The sequence below is a fragment of the Streptomyces sp. NPDC040589 genome (genome assembly GCF_055594445.1).
In genome coordinates this window covers 1,082,414-1,099,278 of sequence record NZ_JBVIWP010000001.1, presented here as the reverse complement: position 1 = coordinate 1,099,278, position 16,865 = coordinate 1,082,414, and the positions used below count along the sequence as shown (strand labels likewise).

Annotated in this window: 15 protein-coding genes and 1 riboswitch; of the genes, 8 read left to right on the top strand and 7 right to left on the bottom strand. The window is 71.7% G+C overall.

The features are described from left to right. The first annotated feature begins 5 nt into the window (after nt 1-5). Nucleotides 6-1,586 (top strand): glutamine-hydrolyzing GMP synthase, encoded by a 1,581-nt coding sequence (guaA, locus tag ACZ58V_RS04980; protein WP_471288410.1) that lies wholly within the window; start codon nt 6-8, stop codon nt 1,584-1,586. 9 nt (nt 1,587-1,595) lie between these two features. Here guaA and ACZ58V_RS04975 read toward each other — a convergent pair whose 3' ends face one another. Continuing rightward, the gene (locus ACZ58V_RS04975) at nt 1,596-2,069 is read right to left on the bottom strand and encodes a pyridoxamine 5'-phosphate oxidase family protein (protein ID WP_471288409.1); all 474 of its coding nucleotides are present in this window, start codon (nt 2,067-2,069) and stop codon (nt 1,596-1,598) included. 188 nt (nt 2,070-2,257) lie between these two features. Between ACZ58V_RS04975 and ACZ58V_RS04970 the strand changes: the two genes are divergently transcribed. Next, nucleotides 2,258-3,052 carry a class II aldolase/adducin family protein gene (locus tag ACZ58V_RS04970; protein WP_471288406.1) on the top strand — a complete coding sequence of 265 codons (795 nt, stop codon included), beginning with the start codon at nt 2,258-2,260 and terminating at the stop codon, nt 3,050-3,052. Nucleotides 3,053-3,076: 24 nt separating this feature from the next. Here ACZ58V_RS04970 and ACZ58V_RS04965 read toward each other — a convergent pair whose 3' ends face one another. Beyond that, on the bottom strand, nt 3,077-3,619 hold the full coding sequence (locus ACZ58V_RS04965) for a DUF4429 domain-containing protein (RefSeq protein WP_471288742.1): 543 nt from the start codon (nt 3,617-3,619) through the stop codon (nt 3,077-3,079). A gap of 331 nt (nt 3,620-3,950) precedes the next feature. Between ACZ58V_RS04965 and ACZ58V_RS04960 the strand changes: the two genes are divergently transcribed. Continuing rightward, a complete protein-coding gene (locus tag ACZ58V_RS04960; protein ID WP_471288741.1) occupies nt 3,951-5,192 on the top strand; it encodes a hypothetical protein in 1,242 nt (413 codons plus the stop codon). A 137-nt stretch (nt 5,193-5,329) separates the two neighbouring features. Beyond that, entirely contained in the window at nt 5,330-5,857 is a 528-nt protein-coding gene (locus ACZ58V_RS04955; RefSeq protein WP_471288404.1) for a DoxX family protein, read from the top strand. A gap of 14 nt (nt 5,858-5,871) precedes the next feature. On the opposite strand, the gene ACZ58V_RS04950 is transcribed toward ACZ58V_RS04955, so the two are convergent. Together ACZ58V_RS04950 and ACZ58V_RS04945 are read right to left on the bottom strand one after the other, a co-directional pair. Beyond that, nucleotides 5,872-6,090, bottom strand: coding sequence for a hypothetical protein (locus tag ACZ58V_RS04950; protein WP_468187148.1), 219 nt, complete (start codon nt 6,088-6,090; stop codon nt 5,872-5,874). After that, nucleotides 6,077-7,558: a PspC domain-containing protein gene (locus tag ACZ58V_RS04945; protein WP_471288402.1), complete on the bottom strand. Its 1,482-nt coding sequence runs from the start codon at nt 7,556-7,558 to the stop codon at nt 6,077-6,079. The genes ACZ58V_RS04950 and ACZ58V_RS04945 overlap by 14 nt, the downstream gene beginning before the upstream one ends. Nucleotides 7,559-7,736: 178 nt before the next feature. Between ACZ58V_RS04945 and ACZ58V_RS04940 the strand changes: the two genes are divergently transcribed. Together ACZ58V_RS04940 and ACZ58V_RS04935 are read left to right on the top strand one after the other, a co-directional pair. Next, entirely contained in the window at nt 7,737-9,023 is a 1,287-nt protein-coding gene (locus ACZ58V_RS04940; protein ID WP_468187152.1) for an ATP-binding protein, read from the top strand. Continuing rightward, nucleotides 9,020-9,760 (top strand): LuxR C-terminal-related transcriptional regulator, encoded by a 741-nt coding sequence (locus ACZ58V_RS04935; protein WP_471288400.1) that lies wholly within the window; start codon nt 9,020-9,022, stop codon nt 9,758-9,760. Before ACZ58V_RS04940 ends, ACZ58V_RS04935 begins: the two co-directional genes overlap by 4 nt. Nucleotides 9,761-9,786: 26 nt before the next feature. Here ACZ58V_RS04935 and ACZ58V_RS04930 read toward each other — a convergent pair whose 3' ends face one another. Then, nucleotides 9,787-10,854: a C40 family peptidase gene (locus tag ACZ58V_RS04930; protein ID WP_471288739.1), complete on the bottom strand. Its 1,068-nt coding sequence runs from the start codon at nt 10,852-10,854 to the stop codon at nt 9,787-9,789. A 421-nt stretch (nt 10,855-11,275) separates the two neighbouring features. Between ACZ58V_RS04930 and ACZ58V_RS04925 the strand changes: the two genes are divergently transcribed. Continuing rightward, complete coding sequence (locus ACZ58V_RS04925; RefSeq protein WP_471288398.1) at nt 11,276-11,629, top strand: hypothetical protein; 354 nt, start codon at nt 11,276-11,278, stop codon at nt 11,627-11,629. Here the strand turns inward: ACZ58V_RS04925 and ACZ58V_RS04920 are convergent. Next, nucleotides 11,607-12,623, bottom strand: a complete 1,017-nt coding sequence (locus tag ACZ58V_RS04920) for an SLAC1 family transporter (RefSeq protein WP_471288397.1) — start codon at nt 12,621-12,623, stop codon at nt 11,607-11,609. The two genes, ACZ58V_RS04925 and ACZ58V_RS04920, sit on opposite strands and share 23 nt — an antisense overlap. Nucleotides 12,624-12,699: 76 nt before the next feature. Then, nucleotides 12,700-13,878: a C40 family peptidase gene (locus ACZ58V_RS04915; RefSeq protein WP_468187158.1), complete on the bottom strand. Its 1,179-nt coding sequence runs from the start codon at nt 13,876-13,878 to the stop codon at nt 12,700-12,702. Between the two features lie 8 nt (nt 13,879-13,886). Continuing rightward, a riboswitch (cyclic di-AMP (ydaO/yuaA leader) is annotated at nt 13,887-14,058 on the bottom strand. Nucleotides 14,059-14,348: 290 nt separating this feature from the next. On the opposite strand from ACZ58V_RS04915, the gene pcrA reads away from it, so the two are divergent. Next, a complete protein-coding gene (gene pcrA, locus ACZ58V_RS04910) occupies nt 14,349-16,826 on the top strand; it encodes a DNA helicase PcrA (RefSeq protein WP_468187160.1) in 2,478 nt (825 codons plus the stop codon). Nucleotides 16,827-16,865 lie beyond the last annotated feature (39 nt).

The following is a 16,865-nucleotide window of genomic DNA, read 5'->3' as shown; positions in this document are numbered from 1 at the left end:
ACCCCGTGTCATCAGCGACTCCCGCTGCGAACGCCCCCGACACCGTCCTGGTCGTCGACTTCGGCGCGCAGTACGCCCAGCTCATCGCCCGTCGTGTCCGCGAGGCGCGGGTCTACAGCGAGATCGTGCCGAGCACCATGCCGGTCCAGGAGATCCTCGCCAAGAACCCCGCGGCGATCATCCTCTCCGGCGGCCCCTCGTCGGTCTACGAGGAGGGCGCCCCGAGCCTCGACCGCGCGATCTTCGAGGCCGGCGTCCCCGTGTTCGGCATGTGCTACGGCTTCCAGCTGATGGCGCGGACCCTCGGCGGCACCGTCGACAACACCGGAGCCCGCGAGTACGGCCGCACCGGCCTGCACGTCTCCAAGTCGTCCTCCACCCTCTTCGAGGGCACCCCCGCCGAGCAGGCCGTCTGGATGTCGCACGGCGACGCCTGCTCCGCCGCCCCCGAGGGCTTCTCCGTGACGGCCTCCACGGACGTCGTCCCGGTCGCGGCGTTCGAGAACGACGAGAAGAAGCTCTACGGCGTCCAGTACCACCCCGAGGTGATGCACTCCACGCACGGGCAGCAGGTGCTGGAGCACTTCCTGTACCGGGGCGCTGGCCTCACGCCGAACTGGACGACCGGCAACGTGATCGAGGAGCAGGTCGCCGCGATCCGCGAGCAGGTCGGTGACCGGCGTGCCATCTGCGGGCTGTCCGGCGGTGTGGACTCCGCCGTCGCCGCCGCCCTCGTCCAGAAGGCCATCGGCTCCCAGCTGACCTGCGTGTACGTCGACCACGGCCTGATGCGCAAGGGCGAGACCGAGCAGGTCGAGAAGGACTTCGTCGCCGCGACCGGCGTCCAGCTGAAGGTCGTGGACGCGGAGGAGCGGTTCCTCAAGGCGCTCGCCGGGGTCTCCGACCCCGAGGAGAAGCGGAAGATCATCGGCCGCGAGTTCATCCGGGTCTTCGAGCAGGCCCAGGCCGAGATCATCGCCGACCAGGGCCCGGCCGTGGAGTTCCTCGTCCAGGGCACCCTCTACCCGGACGTGGTCGAGTCCGGCGGCGGCACCGGCACGGCCAACATCAAGTCCCACCACAACGTGGGCGGCCTGCCCGAGGACCTCGAGTTCAAGCTGATCGAGCCGCTGCGCCAGCTGTTCAAGGACGAGGTCCGGATGGTCGGCCAGGAGCTCGGCCTGCCGGACGAGATCGTCCAGCGCCAGCCGTTCCCCGGCCCGGGCCTCGGCATCCGTATCGTCGGCGCGGTCAGCAAGGAGCGCCTGGACCTGCTGCGCGAGGCCGACGCCATCGCCCGCGAGGAGCTGACGGCGGCCGGCCTCGACCGGGACATCTGGCAGTGCCCGGTGGTCCTGCTCGCGGACGTCCGCAGCGTGGGCGTCCAGGGCGACGGCCGTACGTACGGCCACCCGATCGTGCTGCGCCCCGTCTCGTCCGAGGACGCCATGACGGCCGACTGGTCGCGCCTGCCGTACGAGGTCCTCGCCCGGATCTCCACGCGGATCACGAACGAGGTCAAGGACGTCAACCGGGTCGTCCTCGACGTGACCTCGAAGCCCCCGGGGACGATCGAGTGGGAGTGACCCCCGGGCCTACGTGCGCTTGATCGTGCGCAGGGCCTCGCCGGGCGTCCAGACCTGGACGACGAGGTACGTCTCGTCCTCGACGTAGGTCCTCACGACCTCCGTCAGCTCGGTGCGGAAGAGGTGGAACGGCTCCGGCGGTTCCACCTCTTCGACGTATCCGGCCTTGGTCTCGGCGTCTTCCACCTCGATCGCCCGGCCGCTGATCCGGACGTCGCCGCCGCCCATGCCCGTGCCCTCCCCGGGGTTCGCCTGGAGCGCGAAGCGCGGGTCGCGGCGCAGGTCGAGCGCCTTCACCGAGTCCGGCATCATGCCGAGCCACAGCTCGCCGTTCAGGAACCGCACCTCCAGGCCGCTGGTGCGGGGCGAACCGTCCTTGCGGAGGGTGGCGAGGACATGGTGGGTGTAGGCGCCGAAGCGCTTCTCGACCGTGTCGGCCAGGTCCGGTTCGGCGGTCGCGAAAGCCGCCCAGTTCGCTGTCATACGGAGAGTGTGGCGCCGAAATCCGACATCTTCTGTCGGCTATTCGTGGGGTAGGGGAGACCGGAGGCACGAGGGTGCGCACAGGGTGCTCACGGGGGCGCTCGTCTCATCTTTACGAAACGGTTCTGTTCATCCCGGCCCGACCGGCGGTAGCTTCCGCCCGTACGAAGAACCACGCTGGAGGACCTATGCACGGGCCCACCCCGCCCCTGCCGCTGCCCACCGACCGGCTGCGGTTCGCGATGCCGCCCATGCACGAGTCGGTCGAGGACGAACGCCGGCACCGCAAGGAACGGCTCGCGGGCGCCCTCAGGATCTTCGGGCGGCTCGGCTTCGAGGACGGCGTCTCCGGTCACATCACCGCCCGCGACCCGGAGTACACCGACTGCTTCTGGGTCAACCCGTTCGGGCTGCCCTTCCGGCACGTCACCGTGAGCGACCTGGTCCTCGCCAACCAGGACGGCCAGGTCGTCGAGGGCCGCTACCACGTCAACCAGGCCGCGTTCACCGTGCACGCCCAGGTGCACGCCGCCCGCCCCGACGTGGTCGCCGTCGCCCACTGCCACTCGGTGCACGGCCGGGCGCTCGCGGCCCTGGGCGAGCTGCTGGAGCCGATCACCCAGGAGAGCTGCGCCTTCTACGAGGACCACGCCCTCTACGACGCCTACACCGGTGTCTCCGTCGACGCCGAGGAGGGGCGGCGCATCGCGGACGCGCTCGGCTCCCGCAAAGCACTCGTGCTCCGCAACCACGGCCTGCTGACCGTCGGCGACTCGGTGGACGCGGCGGCCTGGTGGTTCGTGTCGATGGAGCGGTCCTGCCAGGTGCAGCTGACGGCGCAGGCGGCCGGGCGGCCGGTCCGGATCGACCACCGGATGGCGGTGGCGACGCGGGAGCAGCTGGGCGGCGACCTGGTGGCGTGGATCAACTACCAGCCGATGTGGCAGGACGTCACCCGGAGTGAGCCGGATCTGCTGAGCTAGGCGGCAGTGGGGGCGCCGCTGGTGTCAGAAGCCGCGGAGCACCACCGCTTTCGTCCTCGCGAACTCCTCGTCCGTGAGCACCCCGTCCCGGTGCAACCGGCCCAGTTCGCGCAGGCGGCGCAGCAGTACGTCGTGGTGCTCGGAGGTAGGGGGCACGGCCGGTGCCGGGCGCTGGGCGTACGAGTGGTGCTCGGCGTCCGTCGACGGGTGCGGCAGCCGGGCCGTGACCGCCGTGGCGACGAGCGCCGTGAGCAGATCGCGGCGGATCTCCTCGGCGACCCCCGTCCGGTCGGCGTCCACCGCCAGCCGGTACGGATCGGCCGCGTCCGGCAGCCGCCCGCCGGTCGCCTGGAGCAGGGGGTCGGCACCCTTCCGCAGCCGCAGCCGCAGCCGCAGCCGCAGTCGTCCGCGCCTGCGTTCCGGTTCGAGGACGACACTCGAGACCGCCTCCAGCGGCACGGCGATCTCTCCGTACGTCTGCCGGAACAGCGGCACGGAGCGGTGCAGACCGGGCGTGATCCGGACGTTGTCGCCGTCGAAGGCCCAGGTCCCGTCACGCTGGATGATCTCGGCCGTAGGGGAATTCTCCCAGTCAGGTCAACACGGCACGCCGAAGTTCACCCGTGTTGACCAGAGCGAGCGGACGCGAACCGGCTGGTGTAGGGCACAATTCGCTGTCGTCGCAGGGGAGTTGTACAGCGGTGTTTCCGGGGTCCGGAAGGCCGACGGTGGTTGGGTCGCGGGAAGGCGGGCGTCGGGCGTGGCGGTGCGCGAGGGACAGGGCGGCGCGGACGCGGGTGGGTACGCGGACGCGGGGGCGTATGCGGGCCGGTACGCGAGCGGACACGGCAGTGCCTATGGGAGTACTCACGGCAGTGCTCATGGTGGTGCTCACGGCATTGCTCATGAAGGCGGGTGCGCCTGTGGGGACTGCCCGCACGGGGCGCGCGAGGGGCACCGGCGGGCCGTCGCCGCGTTCCTGCGCAGGCGTGACGAGTTCGCGGCCGGGCAGGGGCTGCCGGCCGCGGTGGCCCACTCCGCCTCGGCTTCCCGGCAATGGGTCTCGGAGGAACTGGCGCAGTCCGCGGAGTCCGTCGCCGAGCGCGGCCGGGCCGAGGGCCGGGCCTGGCTGACGGGCCTGTGGCGCCGTACGGCGGCTGTGGTGTGGGCGGCCGTCGTGCTGTTGCTGCTCGGGCAGTGCCTCACCGCGGTCGGTGCGGGCTGGACGGCGGCGCGTACGGCAGGGCTGGCCGCGGCGCTGGTGGTGGCCGGTGCGGTGACCGCGGCGTCGTGGTTCCACCGGTCGAGGGGCGGTGCCCTGGCACCCGTGATCGGCGACGACAACCGGCTGTCCACCTCCCGCACGGTCGCCGCGGCGTGGGTGCTGTTCGTGGCCTACGCGGTGCTCGTCCTGGCGGGGCGGCTGGCGGCCGCCTCCCGGCACCGGGAGCGGGACGCGCTGATCTCCGGGCTGGAACTCGCCCGTGGCGCCGGGATCGTGACCGTGCTCGCCGTGGTGTGCGGGATCGCCGTGCTCGTGCGGCGGGTGGTCGGGCTGCGGGTGCTGGGGCAACGGCTGCAGAAGGTGCGCGCCGACCGGCCGCGCGCCGCCGACCTGCTGACCGACGACGCGGGCCGGGGCACCTTCGCCGACATCCAGTACGTCGTCATCAGCGGTGTCGCCCTGGTCTTCGCGGCGGTGCGGCTGGCCAGGCGCCCGGACCAGTTGCCGGACCTGCCGTGGGGTCTGGCGGTGGTGGTCCTGGTGTCGGCGGCGACCTATCTGGCCGGCAAGTACGCGGAGGGCGGCCGGCCGGTCATCCTCTCCGTGGTCCGGGCCCGGGAGGCGGGCGACCTCGACGGGCCGATCCGCACGGGCGACGACATCGAGATCCGGGGCGCCGGCTTCGTGCCGCCGGGTGCGCAGGGGGCCGACCGGCTGGCCCGGATGGTCGTCCGGGTGGGTGCCGTGCACGTCCACGTCCCGCTGGTACCGGTACCCGGTGGCTTCAGCAACCCGGCGGACACGCTGCTGACGGTGCCGGTGCCGGCGGATGTGGAACCGGGGCGGTTGGACGTGCAGGTGGTCACGGCGGCGGGGGTGGAGACGAATCGGTACGCGGTTGATGTGACGGAGTGACGGCTGCCTGCCGACTCCGGCGGTCGGGCAACAACGAGCAACAATTGGGGACGGACAGGGTTGAGCGCGGTCCGTTTGTCGTACGTATGGTCTGTTGAGGGGGTCTCGGCACCGGCGGCGAGAGGCGGCTTGCAGCGATGACTCACAGTATGCGATCGGACACGAACGCCCCCCACTTCCGAGGTGACGGAGGCTGGCGGGATACCGCCGGCCGCTACGCCCTCCTTCCTCTGCGCATCTTCCTCGGCGTCACCTTCATCTACGCCGGCCTGGACAAACTCACCGACAGCGCCTTCATGAAGGACTCCGGCGCCGGGTCGATCGGCGACATGATGCGCGCGGTCCGCGACTCCTCCGCCATTCCCGCCCTGGTCGACCTCTCCCTGAAGAGCCCGGTCGGCTTCGGCTACGCCATCGCCTTCGGAGAACTGGCCGTCGGCATCGGCACCCTGCTCGGTGTGCTCGCCCGTCTGGCCGCATTCGGCGGCGCGCTGATCTCCCTCAGCCTGTGGCTGACGGTGAGCTGGGCCTCCGATCCGTACTACTACGGCAACGACCTCGCCTACCTCATGGCCTGGACCCCCCTCCTCCTGGCGGGCGCGCCCCTGTTGTCCGTGGACGCCGCCCTGAGGTCGCGACGACGGCAGAGGCGGGAGTACCGGTAGCCGGAGCCCAGCGGCTAGTCGGCGGCGGTGCGGCCCGTCGTGCGGCGTCGGCGCATGCGGCCCGTCATGAACGCCACCGCGCCGGCCAGGCACAGTCCGCCCGTGACGAGGGGGATCGCCACGAACCACGGGATCTCCCAGGCGCCGCCCGCGTCACCGGCGTAGAGGACGCCCGTCAGGACGAGGACGACACCGGCGACCAGCTTTCCGGGCCGGGGCTCATGACGAAGCACGGGTCACCTCCGCCTGTCCCATGCCGACCTGGAGGTCCAGGTCGATGGTGCCGGACCTCTCGACGCCCTTGGCGGGGGAGAGGGTGATCCGCTTCTGCTGGCCCGGTCTCACGTCCACGTCCTTCGTGTCGTCGCCCGGCAGCTGGAGGTCGCCGAGCCCCACGTCGACGCTCAGCCGCACGGTCACGTCCTCGGGCACGAGCACCTTCACCCGGCCGATGCCCACGTCGGCGCTTGTCGTCACGGTCTGTCTCCCGGCCATGTCCAGCCCGGTCAGGTCGAGGGTGCCGACGCCGGTGCCCAGTTCGTACTGCTGGCGTACGTCCGCCACCGTGGCGGGCCGCCAGGTCGTGCGGGCCCACCGGGTGTCGATGTCCTTGGGCAGTGCCGCCGAGCCGGCGAGCAGTCCGGCCGTGATGACCGCCAGGAGGATCGAGCCCGCCCCGGTCCGTCCCAGGAAGGCGCTGACGGCTATGCCCAGGCCCAGGACGGCGAGCGCGCAGGACAGACCCGTCTGCAGGCTGGTGCCCAGCGGGTGATCGTCCCAGGTCAGGTCGGCGCCCAGGGCCCCGGCGAGCAGGGCCAGCAGGAAGACCCAGCCGCCGATCCAGCGAGGGCCGCGCGGCTCGGGCGGCCGGGTGCGCGGGGCGGGTATGTCCTGGCGGCCACCGGCCCGGGTGCCGAGCCCGATGTTGATGGCTGCCGCGACGTCCGGGTCGCGGGCGTCGCGGGGGCCCCACAGATAGCCCGTGCCGCCGATGTGGGTGCCGTCCTTGACGATGGGGTCGCGCCACCAGGAGGGGGAGGTGGCGAGGACCGGCGGTGCCTGGGGTTCGGGCGGGGCGTCGGCGGCGGCCTGGGCGGCCAGCGGGTCGGGGCTGGGGGCGCCGCGCTGGCGTGACCAGTATCCGGAGCCGGCCAGGAGTATGGAGAGGACGAAGGCGAAGGTCAGCACTCCGCCGTTGTTCAGCAGGGTCAGGAACACTCCGCAGCCGACCAGCGCGAACAGCACGGCCGTCAGGGCCTGCCCGTCGACGCGGCCGGTCAGCAGCTTGCGCACCTCGTTCTCGTCCTCGTCGTCGTACGGGACGAGGAGCCAGACGAAGCCGTAGAAGAGCAGACCGATGCCGCCGGTGACGGAGAGCACCGCGAGCGTGATCCGGAAGATCACCGGGTCCAGGTCGCACTGCCGCCCGAGCCCGGCGCAGACGCCGGCCAGGGTCTTGTGGCGGCGGTCGCGACGGAACGCGCGCGGAGGACCGGGCAGGCCGGTCGGGCCGGTCGGGCCGGGCGGGGTGGCTTCCCCGGCCGGGTCGGCCGCGTCGGGAGCTCCTCCCTGTTCTCCCGCGCCCGCACGCCCTTGCGCGGGGGAGCCGGCGGGCGCGGCATCCCGCGGCCCGGCTCCCGGTGCGGAGCGCGGGCCGGAGCCGGGTCCCGGACCCGTCGCGGCGTGCTCGTGATCGGTCATGGGTCCATGGTGACGGGCGCGGCGCCGCGACGGCAGTCGGAACGACCCTGGCCGGACCCTGATATCGGCCCTGAGGAACGGCTCGGGAAGCGTTCGACGGGCCGGCCGCCGGAGATCAGGGGAGTCTCCGGGGTCGACCCTGATGCTCCGGCCTCGCGGCCGTGTGACCATCGGTGGCATGTCGGAAGCCGCAGCAGCGCCACTCGCCGAACCGCGGCCGCCGCGCAAGCTCTACCGCAGCAGTGACGGACGCTGGCTCGGTGGCGTGGCGCGAGGTCTGGCCGGGCACCTCGGGCTGCCCGTCGTCTGGGTGCGGCTCGTGTTCGTCGGCCTGTTCATGGCCGACGGCCTCGGTGCGCTGCTGTACGCCGCGTTCTGGTTCTTCGTCCCGCTCGGCGTCGGCGGAGTCGACGCGCAGAAGCCGCCGGCCGCCTCGGAGACCTCGCCCGACGGCCGCCGCAGACTCGTCGCCCGCAAACCCGACAAGGGCCAGATAGTGGCCCTGCTGCTCATGGTCGCCGTGGCCTTGGTGTTCGTGGGCAACGTGAACCTCAGCGGCGGCGCCCGGGCCTATCTCTGGCCGGCGGTGCTCGTCGGGGCGGGTGTCGCCCTGGTCTGGCGGCAGGCGGACAACGCCCGCCGGGCCCGCTGGGTCGAGGTCGGCCGCCGTCGGCGCACGGTCACGCTGCTGCGCGCGGGGGGCGGGGTGCTGCTGGTGACGGCCGGCGTCTCCGGCATCTTCGTCATGCAGGGCTCCGCCGCCCACCTCGGCTCCGTCCTGCAGGCGGCCCTCGCGGTCCTCGTCGGGATCACGCTCCTCGCCGGGCCGTATCTGGTGCGCATGACGCAGGACCTCTCCGAGGAGCGCCTGATGCGCATCCGTGCCCAGGAGCGCGCGGAGGTCGCCGCCCATGTGCACGACTCGGTGCTGCACACCCTCACCCTGATCCAGCGCAACGCGGAGAACGCGAACGAGGTGCGCCGCCTCGCCCGCGCCCAGGAGCGCGACCTGCGCACGTGGCTCTACAAGCCCGAGGGCACCGGCAAGGACGAGGCCGACGAACCCACCACGCTCGCCGACGCCGTGCGGCGCAACGCGGCCGAGGTGGAGGACAAGCACGGAGTGCCCATCGAGGTCGTCGTGGTGGGGGACTGCCCGCTCGACGAGGGGATCGGCGCACAGATGCAGGCCGCACGGGAAGCAATGGTGAACGCCGCCAAGTACGGTGGCGAGGGCGGAGCCGTACAGGTCTACGCCGAGGTCGAGGGGAAGACGGTCTTCGTGTCCGTCCGGGATCGCGGCCCCGGCTTCGACCTCGACTCGATACCCGCCGACCGCATGGGTGTCAGAGAATCGATCATCGGCCGCATGGAGCGCCACGGCGGCACGGCGCGGCTGCGCGCGGTGCCGGACGGCGGCACGGAGGTCGAGCTGGAGATGGAGAGGGCGGAGAAGACGTCATGAGCGACCCGACCGAGGCGAACGGTACGGCGGGACCGGCGGAGGCGGCCGGGCCCGCGGAGGCGGGCGGCGCCGGCGGGCGTCGGGTGCGCGTGGTCCTCGTCGACGACCATCGCATGTTCCGTACGGGGGTCCAGGCCGAGATCGGGCAGACCGAGCAGACCGGTGTCGAGGTTGTCGGCGAGGCCGCGGACGTCGACCAGGCGGTCACGGTCATCACCGCGACCCGGCCCGAGGTGGTTCTCCTCGACGTGCATCTCCCGGGCGGCGGTGGGGTGGAAGTGCTGCGCCGCTGTGCCCCGTTGATGGCCGACGCCGAGCAGCCGGTCCGCTTCCTCGCGCTGTCCGTGTCGGACGCGGCGGAGGACGTGATCGGCGTGATCCGCGGCGGGGCCCGCGGGTACGTCACCAAGACGATCACCGGCACGGACCTCGTCGACTCCGTCTTCCGCGTCCAGGAGGGCGACGCGGTCTTCTCCCCGCGGCTGGCCGGGTTCGTCCTCGACGCCTTCGCCTCCACCGACGCGCCTCCGGTCGACGAGGACCTGGACCGGCTGACCCAGCGCGAGCGCGAGGTGCTGCGGCTCATCGCCCGGGGATACGCGTACAAGGAGATAGCCAAGCAGCTGTTCATCTCCGTGAAGACGGTCGAGTCGCATGTCTCGGCGGTCCTGCGCAAGCTCCAGCTCTCCAACCGGCACGAACTGACGCGGTGGGCCACGGCTCGACGGCTGGTGTGACCCGGGGCCCCGGCCCGGCCGCCCTGTCAGACCACCCGCGTCGCCCCCGCGTACGGCATCTCGTCGAGCGGGGCGACCCGTACCGGGGCCGAGGAGTTCGGGGCGTGGATCATCTGCCCGTTGCCCACGTAGATGCCGACGTGACTGATGCCGGCGTAGTAGAAGACCAGGTCACCGGGGAGGAGTTCGGAGCGGGAGACGCGGCGGCCGGCGGCGATCTGGGAGTACGTCGTGCGGGGCAGCGCGACGCCCGCGGAGCGGTACGCGGCCTGGACGAGGCCCGAGCAGTCGAAGGCGTTCGGGCCGGTCGCGCCCCAGACGTAGGGGCTGCCGAGCTTCTGGTAGGCGTAGGAGACGGCGGCGGCCGCGCGGGCGTTGGGCGCCTGCGAGCCGGCGGATCCGGGGGCCGCCAGGGTGTCCCGGAGGCCCGTCGAGGAACGTGAGGCGCGCTTCGCGCCCGGCCCTTCGCCCAGGCCGGCACGTTCCTGCGGGGTGAGCTGGGACAGCAGCTGCCGTGCGGAGCCCAGCTTGCCGGTGATCGTCTTCTTGTGCCGCTTCAGCTCCGTCTGCCGCGACTTCAGGGACGTCAGCTCGATATGGGCGGCCCCGCGCAGCTGCTCGATCTCCCGGAGCTGCTTGCGGACGCCCGCGACGGCCGACTTCTGCCGGTTCCCGGCCCGCTCCACGAACTCGGCGTTCTCGAGGTACCGGTCGGGGTCGTCGGACAGGGCGAGCCGGAGGGCGGGGTCGATGCCGCCGTCCCGGTACTGCGCGGCGGCGACCGAGCCCAGGGCGTCGCGGGCCGAGTTGAGCCGTTCCTCCTTGCGGGCCGCCTGGTCCTGGAGCTTCCTGAGCCGTTCTCCGGCGGCGTCGGCCTTCTCCTTCGCGCCGTTGTACTTCTCGGTGGCGACCTCCGCCTCCTGGTACAGCTTGTCCACCTCGGCCTTGACCTGGCCGGGGGTGAGCTGCGGTTCGGCGTGTCCGGTTCCGTCGAAGCCCGTCGCGGTCGCCGCGCCGGCGAGCGCGATCGTGGCGGCCGTACGGGCCGTGTTGCCGCTCGCGGTGCGCTGTCGGGGCTTGCGGTGCGCTGCCACCTTGGGAGCCACGTCCTTTCCTGCGACCGCCCGGTGCGTGCGACGGCCGCCGTGGGGAGCGGACCGGCGGCCTGCGCGTCCGGCGGCCGCCCGCACAGGGGAAGCGGGCCGCCGCCGGACTTCTGGCGGTGGTGCCCGACTGCCGCCCCTGGCCCGGGCGGCGGTGGGGAGCCGGTCACCTGGAGGAGGACGGTAAACCTCGCCATGGCCGACCCGTGGCCGGTGCGCGGAACTGTTCCGAGAGGACCGACGGTGACCGTATGCGACCGCGATCTCGCCCCGGCGCCGTCGACTTAACTCAGCGTGATGACCGATGCGTCGAATCCTGGGCGAGTGCCGGTCATCGGGTGCTATGGGGCGCATATATGCATCGGTGGGCCGGTGTCGGGCGGATCGGACCCCCTGATTAGGCTCCGGCCTCATGGACGTACTCATCCACCTCTTCGTCGGCCTCCACATCATCGGCATCGCCTCGCTCCTGGGCGGCTTTCTCACCCAGATGAAGGCGATAGGCGAGGGCACCGCCCGCTACACCCCGGCGATGCTGCACGGCGCGCTGACGATGCTGGTCACCGGTGTGATCCTGGTCGGCCTCAACCAGGCCGACGACCAGTCCGTGAACAACATCAAGATCGGCGTGAAGCTGGCCCTGCTGATCGTGATCCTCGGCCTGGTCTACGTGAAACGGGACGACGAGAAGGTGGAGAAGGGCCTGTTCGGCCTGGTCGGGCTGCTGACCACGGTGAACGTCTTCATCGCCGTGCTCTGGACCTGATCGGGCGGCCGGGGAGCACCCCGGACCGGGCCGAGGCTGCCGTCCAGGCGGCGGCCACGAGCCACGCCGCGACCGCGATCCACAACAGCGCCTCCCCGAACCCGTCGAGCCAGGAGACGTCGAGGGCGACGGCGACGGCCAGTGCCGCCGTCCCCGTCTTGGCCCAGGTGAACACGGTCGCCCAGCGGCGGACGTCATGGCGGGGCCGGGGCCACAGGAACTCGGCGGCGAGCAGGACGGCGTAGCTGACCAGTGCGAGCACGAGCAGGGCGACGGTCACCGTGCGCAGGACGTCCCGGTCGTCCTCGTTCCACAGGTACAGACGCGCGCTGTCGGCGCTGAGCAGCCGCGCCCCGGCGAGTGCCGAGAGGGCGAGCGCCCCGCCCGCGAGCCAGTGATCGCCGGTCCCCTCGGCCACCTGCCGCACATCGAAACGGACCAGGGCGAGGACGTACAGCACCAGCCCCAGCCAGAACAGCACCAGCGCCGCGTGCGCGAGCCACGCCTCCGACTCGGTCGCGGCCAGCGTGGCGCCGAGGACGGCGAGTCCCTGCGTGGCCATGCAGCGCGCGAACACCGTCCCGGGCCCGCGCCGCTCCCCGCCCTGCGGGACGAGGACGAGCGGCACCGGCCAGAGCAGTACGGCGAGCACCAGCAGAGCCACGGCCAGCGTCTGCGAGCCGGCCGCCGAGAAGGCGGTGCCCAGGACGGCCGTCGCCGCCACGGTGGTGAGGGCCGTCGTCATCACGCTCTCGAGGACGCCCGGCCTGCGCGTATACGCCCGCCACCTGGTCCCGGCCCGCAGCAGCCGCAGGGTGAAGTCCGAGGCGAACAGCAGCCAGGCCGCGCAGGCCAGACCCAGGGTGATGCGTGAGAGGGCCTCGTACCCCGCCAGATCCAGTCCGACCGACAGGGTGCCGGTCGCCAGCACGGCGGCACTGGCCGCCGGGGCACGCTGCGCCCACCAGGCGACGGAGGGGGAGGGGCCGGGCATGGGGCCGATGCTAGGAGGCCCCGCGCGCGTTACGGGCAGGGCACGCGCGCGGGGTCCCAAAAACCTGCGAGACCCGTCAGGCCGGCCGCACCACGCTGTGGATCGACGACTCGCCGTCGTAGTAGATCGACTCCTCGCGCACGTACGTGCCGGGCTTCGGAGCGTGGATCATCATGCCGTTGCCGATGTAGATACCGACGTGGGTGACATCGTCGTAGAAGAAGACCAGGTCACCGGGCTGAGCGTCGGCCAGGGGGACCGTAGTGCCGGCGTTGACCTGGTCGTACGTCGTGCGCGGCAGGGTCACCCCGGCGGCCTTCCAGGCGGCCTGGGTGAGGCCGGAGCAGTCGTAGGAGCCGGGGCCGGTGGCGCCCCAGACGTACGGCTTGCCGATCTGGGCGCGGGCGAAGGCGAGCGCCTTCTCGGCCTTGGTGGCGTACGAGGAGTCGGGCGCGGTGGACGACGAGGACGAGCCCGTCGACGCGGAGGAGCCGCTGTCCTGCTGCTGGGCGGCCTCCTGCTGGGCGGCTTCCTGCTCCCTCTGCTGCTCGGCCTGCTGACGGGCCAGCTCGGCCGCCTTGCGGGCCGCCTCCTCCTGCTTCTCCTTCTCGATCGCCGCGAGCCGCGCCTTCTCCTCGGCGGTCAGCTTCGACAGCAGCTCGCGCGCGTCGGCGAGCTTCCTCTGGACGGTCGCCTTGGCCGTCTTCAGGTCGCCCTGCGACTCGGTGAGCGTCTCGAGGCTCTCGGTGGCCTCCTGACGCTTCTCCATCGTCTCTGACTGCTGGGTGATGTAGTCGTCGACCGCCACCTTCTGACGGCCGGTCATCCGGTCCATCAGCTGGGTCTGGTCGAAGTAGTCCTGCGGGGTGTCCGCGAGCAGGAACGTCGCCGTGTCCGGGGCGGAGGCGCCGGTGCGGTACTGGGCGGCGGCGAAGGTGCCCAGCTCCTCCCGTGCCTCGTTCAGCTTCTGGGTGCGCTTCGCGACGTCGTCGAGGAGGGTGTCGACGCGCTTGCGCTGCTTGGCGGTCTTCTCCTTGGCCCCGTTGTACTTCTCGGTCGCGGACCCCGCCTGGCGGTAGAGGTCGTCGACCTTCTTCTCGACTTCCTCCAGGCTGGGCTTGTCGTCGGCCTCGGGGGCGGCGTTGGCCGACTGGGACAGCAGGGCCACGGAGGTGAGGGCCGCCGTTGCGAGGGCGGGGGTCCGTATGCCTGCCACGCGCGAACCCGTAGGACGCGACTTGCGGTGCGACGCCAAGGGAGGCGACTCCTTCCATGCTCCGCCTACCGGGTTAGCTGTCGGGTTCGGGCGGGTGCTTCGGAAGGGTTGCCCTACGGCCTTCTCCGGAAAGGGAGTCGGGCCGATTCACCCCGGGGTCTCGGTGGGTCCCCGGCTCCGGCTGCCGCTGCGGCACGCCGGACTCGGCGGAGGCCACGCGGCCCGGCGACGTTCGCCGGTGGGGGTCGTGTGGCCTCCTCGCACGGTAGCCAACTCGTGTGGCCCTTGTGAAGGTTGATGGGTGATATGCCCGATACATTTCCGTGACCTTGCTCATGAACATCGCCGAGAGTGGTCAATCGAGGGGGGTTGGTCACTGTTCGGGAGTAATTGTGAAGGCTGTAGCGGCCTGTGTTCGCATGGACCTGGAGGGTGACAGGGGGGTCCTTTCGGCGATGTTCTCAGGGCGGCGGCGGGCTGTCAGTGGGGCGCCCTAGACTCGGAGAGCGATGAGCAGCCTCTTTGACGACAGCTTCCTGGCGGACCTCCAGGCCCAGCGGGGCCCCGCGGACGAGCCCCCGCCGCCGCCCGAGGACGATCACGGACCGGAGAACGTTCCGGACGATCTGTTCGGCGGGAAGTTCGACGTGCCGCCGGACCGCGACGCCTACTACCGGGACGGCGCCGCGCGCCCGCCGGTGGACGCCGCCGCGCTCCTGGAGGGGCTGAACGACAACCAGCGCGCCGCCGTCGTGCACTCCGGCTCCCCGCTGCTCATCGTGGCCGGCGCCGGCTCCGGCAAGACCCGCGTGCTCACGCACCGCATCGCCCACCTGCTCGCCGAGCGGGACGTCCACCCGGGCCAGATCCTCGCCATCACCTTCACCAACAAGGCCGCCGGCGAGATGAAGGAGCGCGTCGAGCAGCTCGTCGGCCCGCGCGCGAACGCCATGTGGGTGATGACGTTCCACAGCGCCTGCGTGCGCATCCTGCGCCGGGAGAGCAAGAGGCTCGGCTTCACGTCGAGCTTCTCGATCTACGACGCCGCCGACTCCAAGCGCCTGATGGCCCTGGTCTGCCGCGACCTGGACCTCGACCCCAAGCGCTTCCCGCCGAAGTCCTTCAGCGCCAAGATCAGCAACCTGAAGAACGAGCTGATCGACGAGGAGGACTTCGCCGCCCAGGCCGCCGACGGCTTCGAGAAGACCCTCGCCCAGGCCTACGCGATGTACCAGTCGCGGCTGCGCGAGGCGAACGCCCTCGACTTCGACGACCTGATCATGACGACGGTCAATCTGCTGCGCGCCTTCCCGGACGTCGCCGAGCACTACCACCGCCGCTTCCGCCATGTGCTGGTGGACGAGTACCAGGACACCAACCACGCCCAGTACGCCCTCGTCCGGGAGCTCGTGGGCACCTCCGAGCACCCCGTCGACGTACCGCCCAGCGCGGACGACCTGCCGCCCGCCGAGCTGTGCGTGGTGGGTGACGCCGACCAGTCGATCTACGCCTTCCGCGGCGCGACGATCCGCAACATCCTCCAGTTCGAGGAGGACTACCCGGACGCGACGACGATCCTGCTGGAGCAGAACTACCGCTCCACGCAGACGATCCTGAGCGCGGCCAACGCGGTCATCGAGCGCAACGAGTCCCGCCGCCCCAAGAACCTGTGGACCAACGCGGGCACGGGCGCACAGATCACCGGCTACGTCGCCGACACCGAGCACGACGAGGCGCAGTTCGTCGCCGACGAGATAGACCGTCTCACCGACGCGGGCGAGGCGAAGGCGGGCGACGTCGCCGTCTTCTACCGCACCAACGCCCAGTCCCGTGTCTTCGAAGAGATCTTCATCCGGGTCGGCCTGCCCTACAAGGTCGTCGGCGGCGTCCGCTTCTACGAGCGCAAGGAGGTCCGGGACGTCCTGGCCTACCTGCGCGTGCTGGCCAACCCGGAGGACTCGGTGCCGCTGCGCCGGATCCTCAACGTGCCCAAGCGGGGCATCGGCGACCGCGCCGAGGCGATGATCGACGCCCTCTCCCAGCGGGAGAAGATCAGCTTCCCGCAGGCGCTGAAGCGCGTCGACGAGGCGTACGGCATGGCCGCGCGCTCCACCAACGCCGTCAAGCGGTTCAACACGCTGATGGAGGACCTCCGTACGGTCGTCGAGTCCGGCGCCGGCCCCGCCACCGTGCTGGAGGCGATCCTGGAGCGCACCGGATACCTCGCCGAACTGCAGGCCTCCACCGACCCGCAGGACGAGACCCGGATCGAGAACCTCCAGGAACTCGCAGCCGTCGCCATGGAGTTCGAGCAGGAGCGCGGCGAGGACGAGCGGGGCACCCTGGCCGACTTCCTCGAGCAGGTCGCGCTGGTCGCCGACTCCGACCAGATCCCCGACGAGGAGGACGGCGACGGCGTCATCACCCTGATGACCCTGCACACCGCCAAGGGCCTGGAGTTCCCGGTCGTCTTCCTGACCGGCATGGAGGACGGCGTCTTCCCGCACATGCGCGCCCTCGGCCAGACCAAGGAACTGGAGGAGGAGCGGCGCCTGGCGTACGTGGGCATCACGCGCGCGCGGGAACGGCTGTATCTGACGCGCTCCACCCTGCGCAGCGCCTGGGGCCAGCCGTCGTACAACCCGCCCTCCCGGTTCCTGGAGGAGATCCCGCCGACCCACCTGGAGTGGAAGCGGACCGGTGCGACCGCGCCCGCGTCCTCCGGGCCGGTCTCCGCCGTGGCGGCCTCGCTGTCGTCGTCCCGTTCACGTTCGTCGGCGTCGGGCGCCTCCGGTTTCGCCACGCGCCGCACCGCCGAGAAGCCGGTCGTGTCACTGGCGGTCGGGGACCGGGTCACGCACGACCAGTTCGGGCTCGGGACCGTCGTGGCGGTCAAGGGCACGGGTGCGAACGCCGAGGCGACGATCGACTTCGGGGACAAGCCGAAGCGGCTGCTGCTGCGGTACGCGCCGGTGGAGAAGCTGTAGCCCTGGGCGGCGACAGTCCTGTGAGGTGAGCCTCCGCCG

Bases quoted from the DNA above. Each gene is read 5' to 3' on its own strand.
- ACZ58V_RS04935 (WP_471288400.1), top strand. From the start codon at position 9,020: ATGAGCGACCCGACCGAGGCGAACGGTACGGCGGGACCGGCGGAGGCG.
- ACZ58V_RS04955 (WP_471288404.1), top strand. From the start codon at position 5,330: ATGACTCACAGTATGCGATCGGACACGAACGCCCCCCACTTCCGAGGT.
- ACZ58V_RS04945 (WP_471288402.1), bottom strand. From the start codon at position 7,558: ATGACCGATCACGAGCACGCCGCGACGGGTCCGGGACCCGGCTCCGGC.
- ACZ58V_RS04920 (WP_471288397.1), bottom strand. From the start codon at position 12,623: ATGCCCGGCCCCTCCCCCTCCGTCGCCTGGTGGGCGCAGCGTGCCCCG.
- ACZ58V_RS04975 (WP_471288409.1), bottom strand. From the start codon at position 2,069: ATGACAGCGAACTGGGCGGCTTTCGCGACCGCCGAACCGGACCTGGCC.
- ACZ58V_RS04940 (WP_468187152.1), top strand. From the start codon at position 7,737: ATGTCGGAAGCCGCAGCAGCGCCACTCGCCGAACCGCGGCCGCCGCGC.
- pcrA (WP_468187160.1), top strand. From the start codon at position 14,349: ATGAGCAGCCTCTTTGACGACAGCTTCCTGGCGGACCTCCAGGCCCAG.
- ACZ58V_RS04970 (WP_471288406.1), top strand. From the start codon at position 2,258: ATGCACGGGCCCACCCCGCCCCTGCCGCTGCCCACCGACCGGCTGCGG.
- ACZ58V_RS04925 (WP_471288398.1), top strand. From the start codon at position 11,276: ATGGACGTACTCATCCACCTCTTCGTCGGCCTCCACATCATCGGCATC.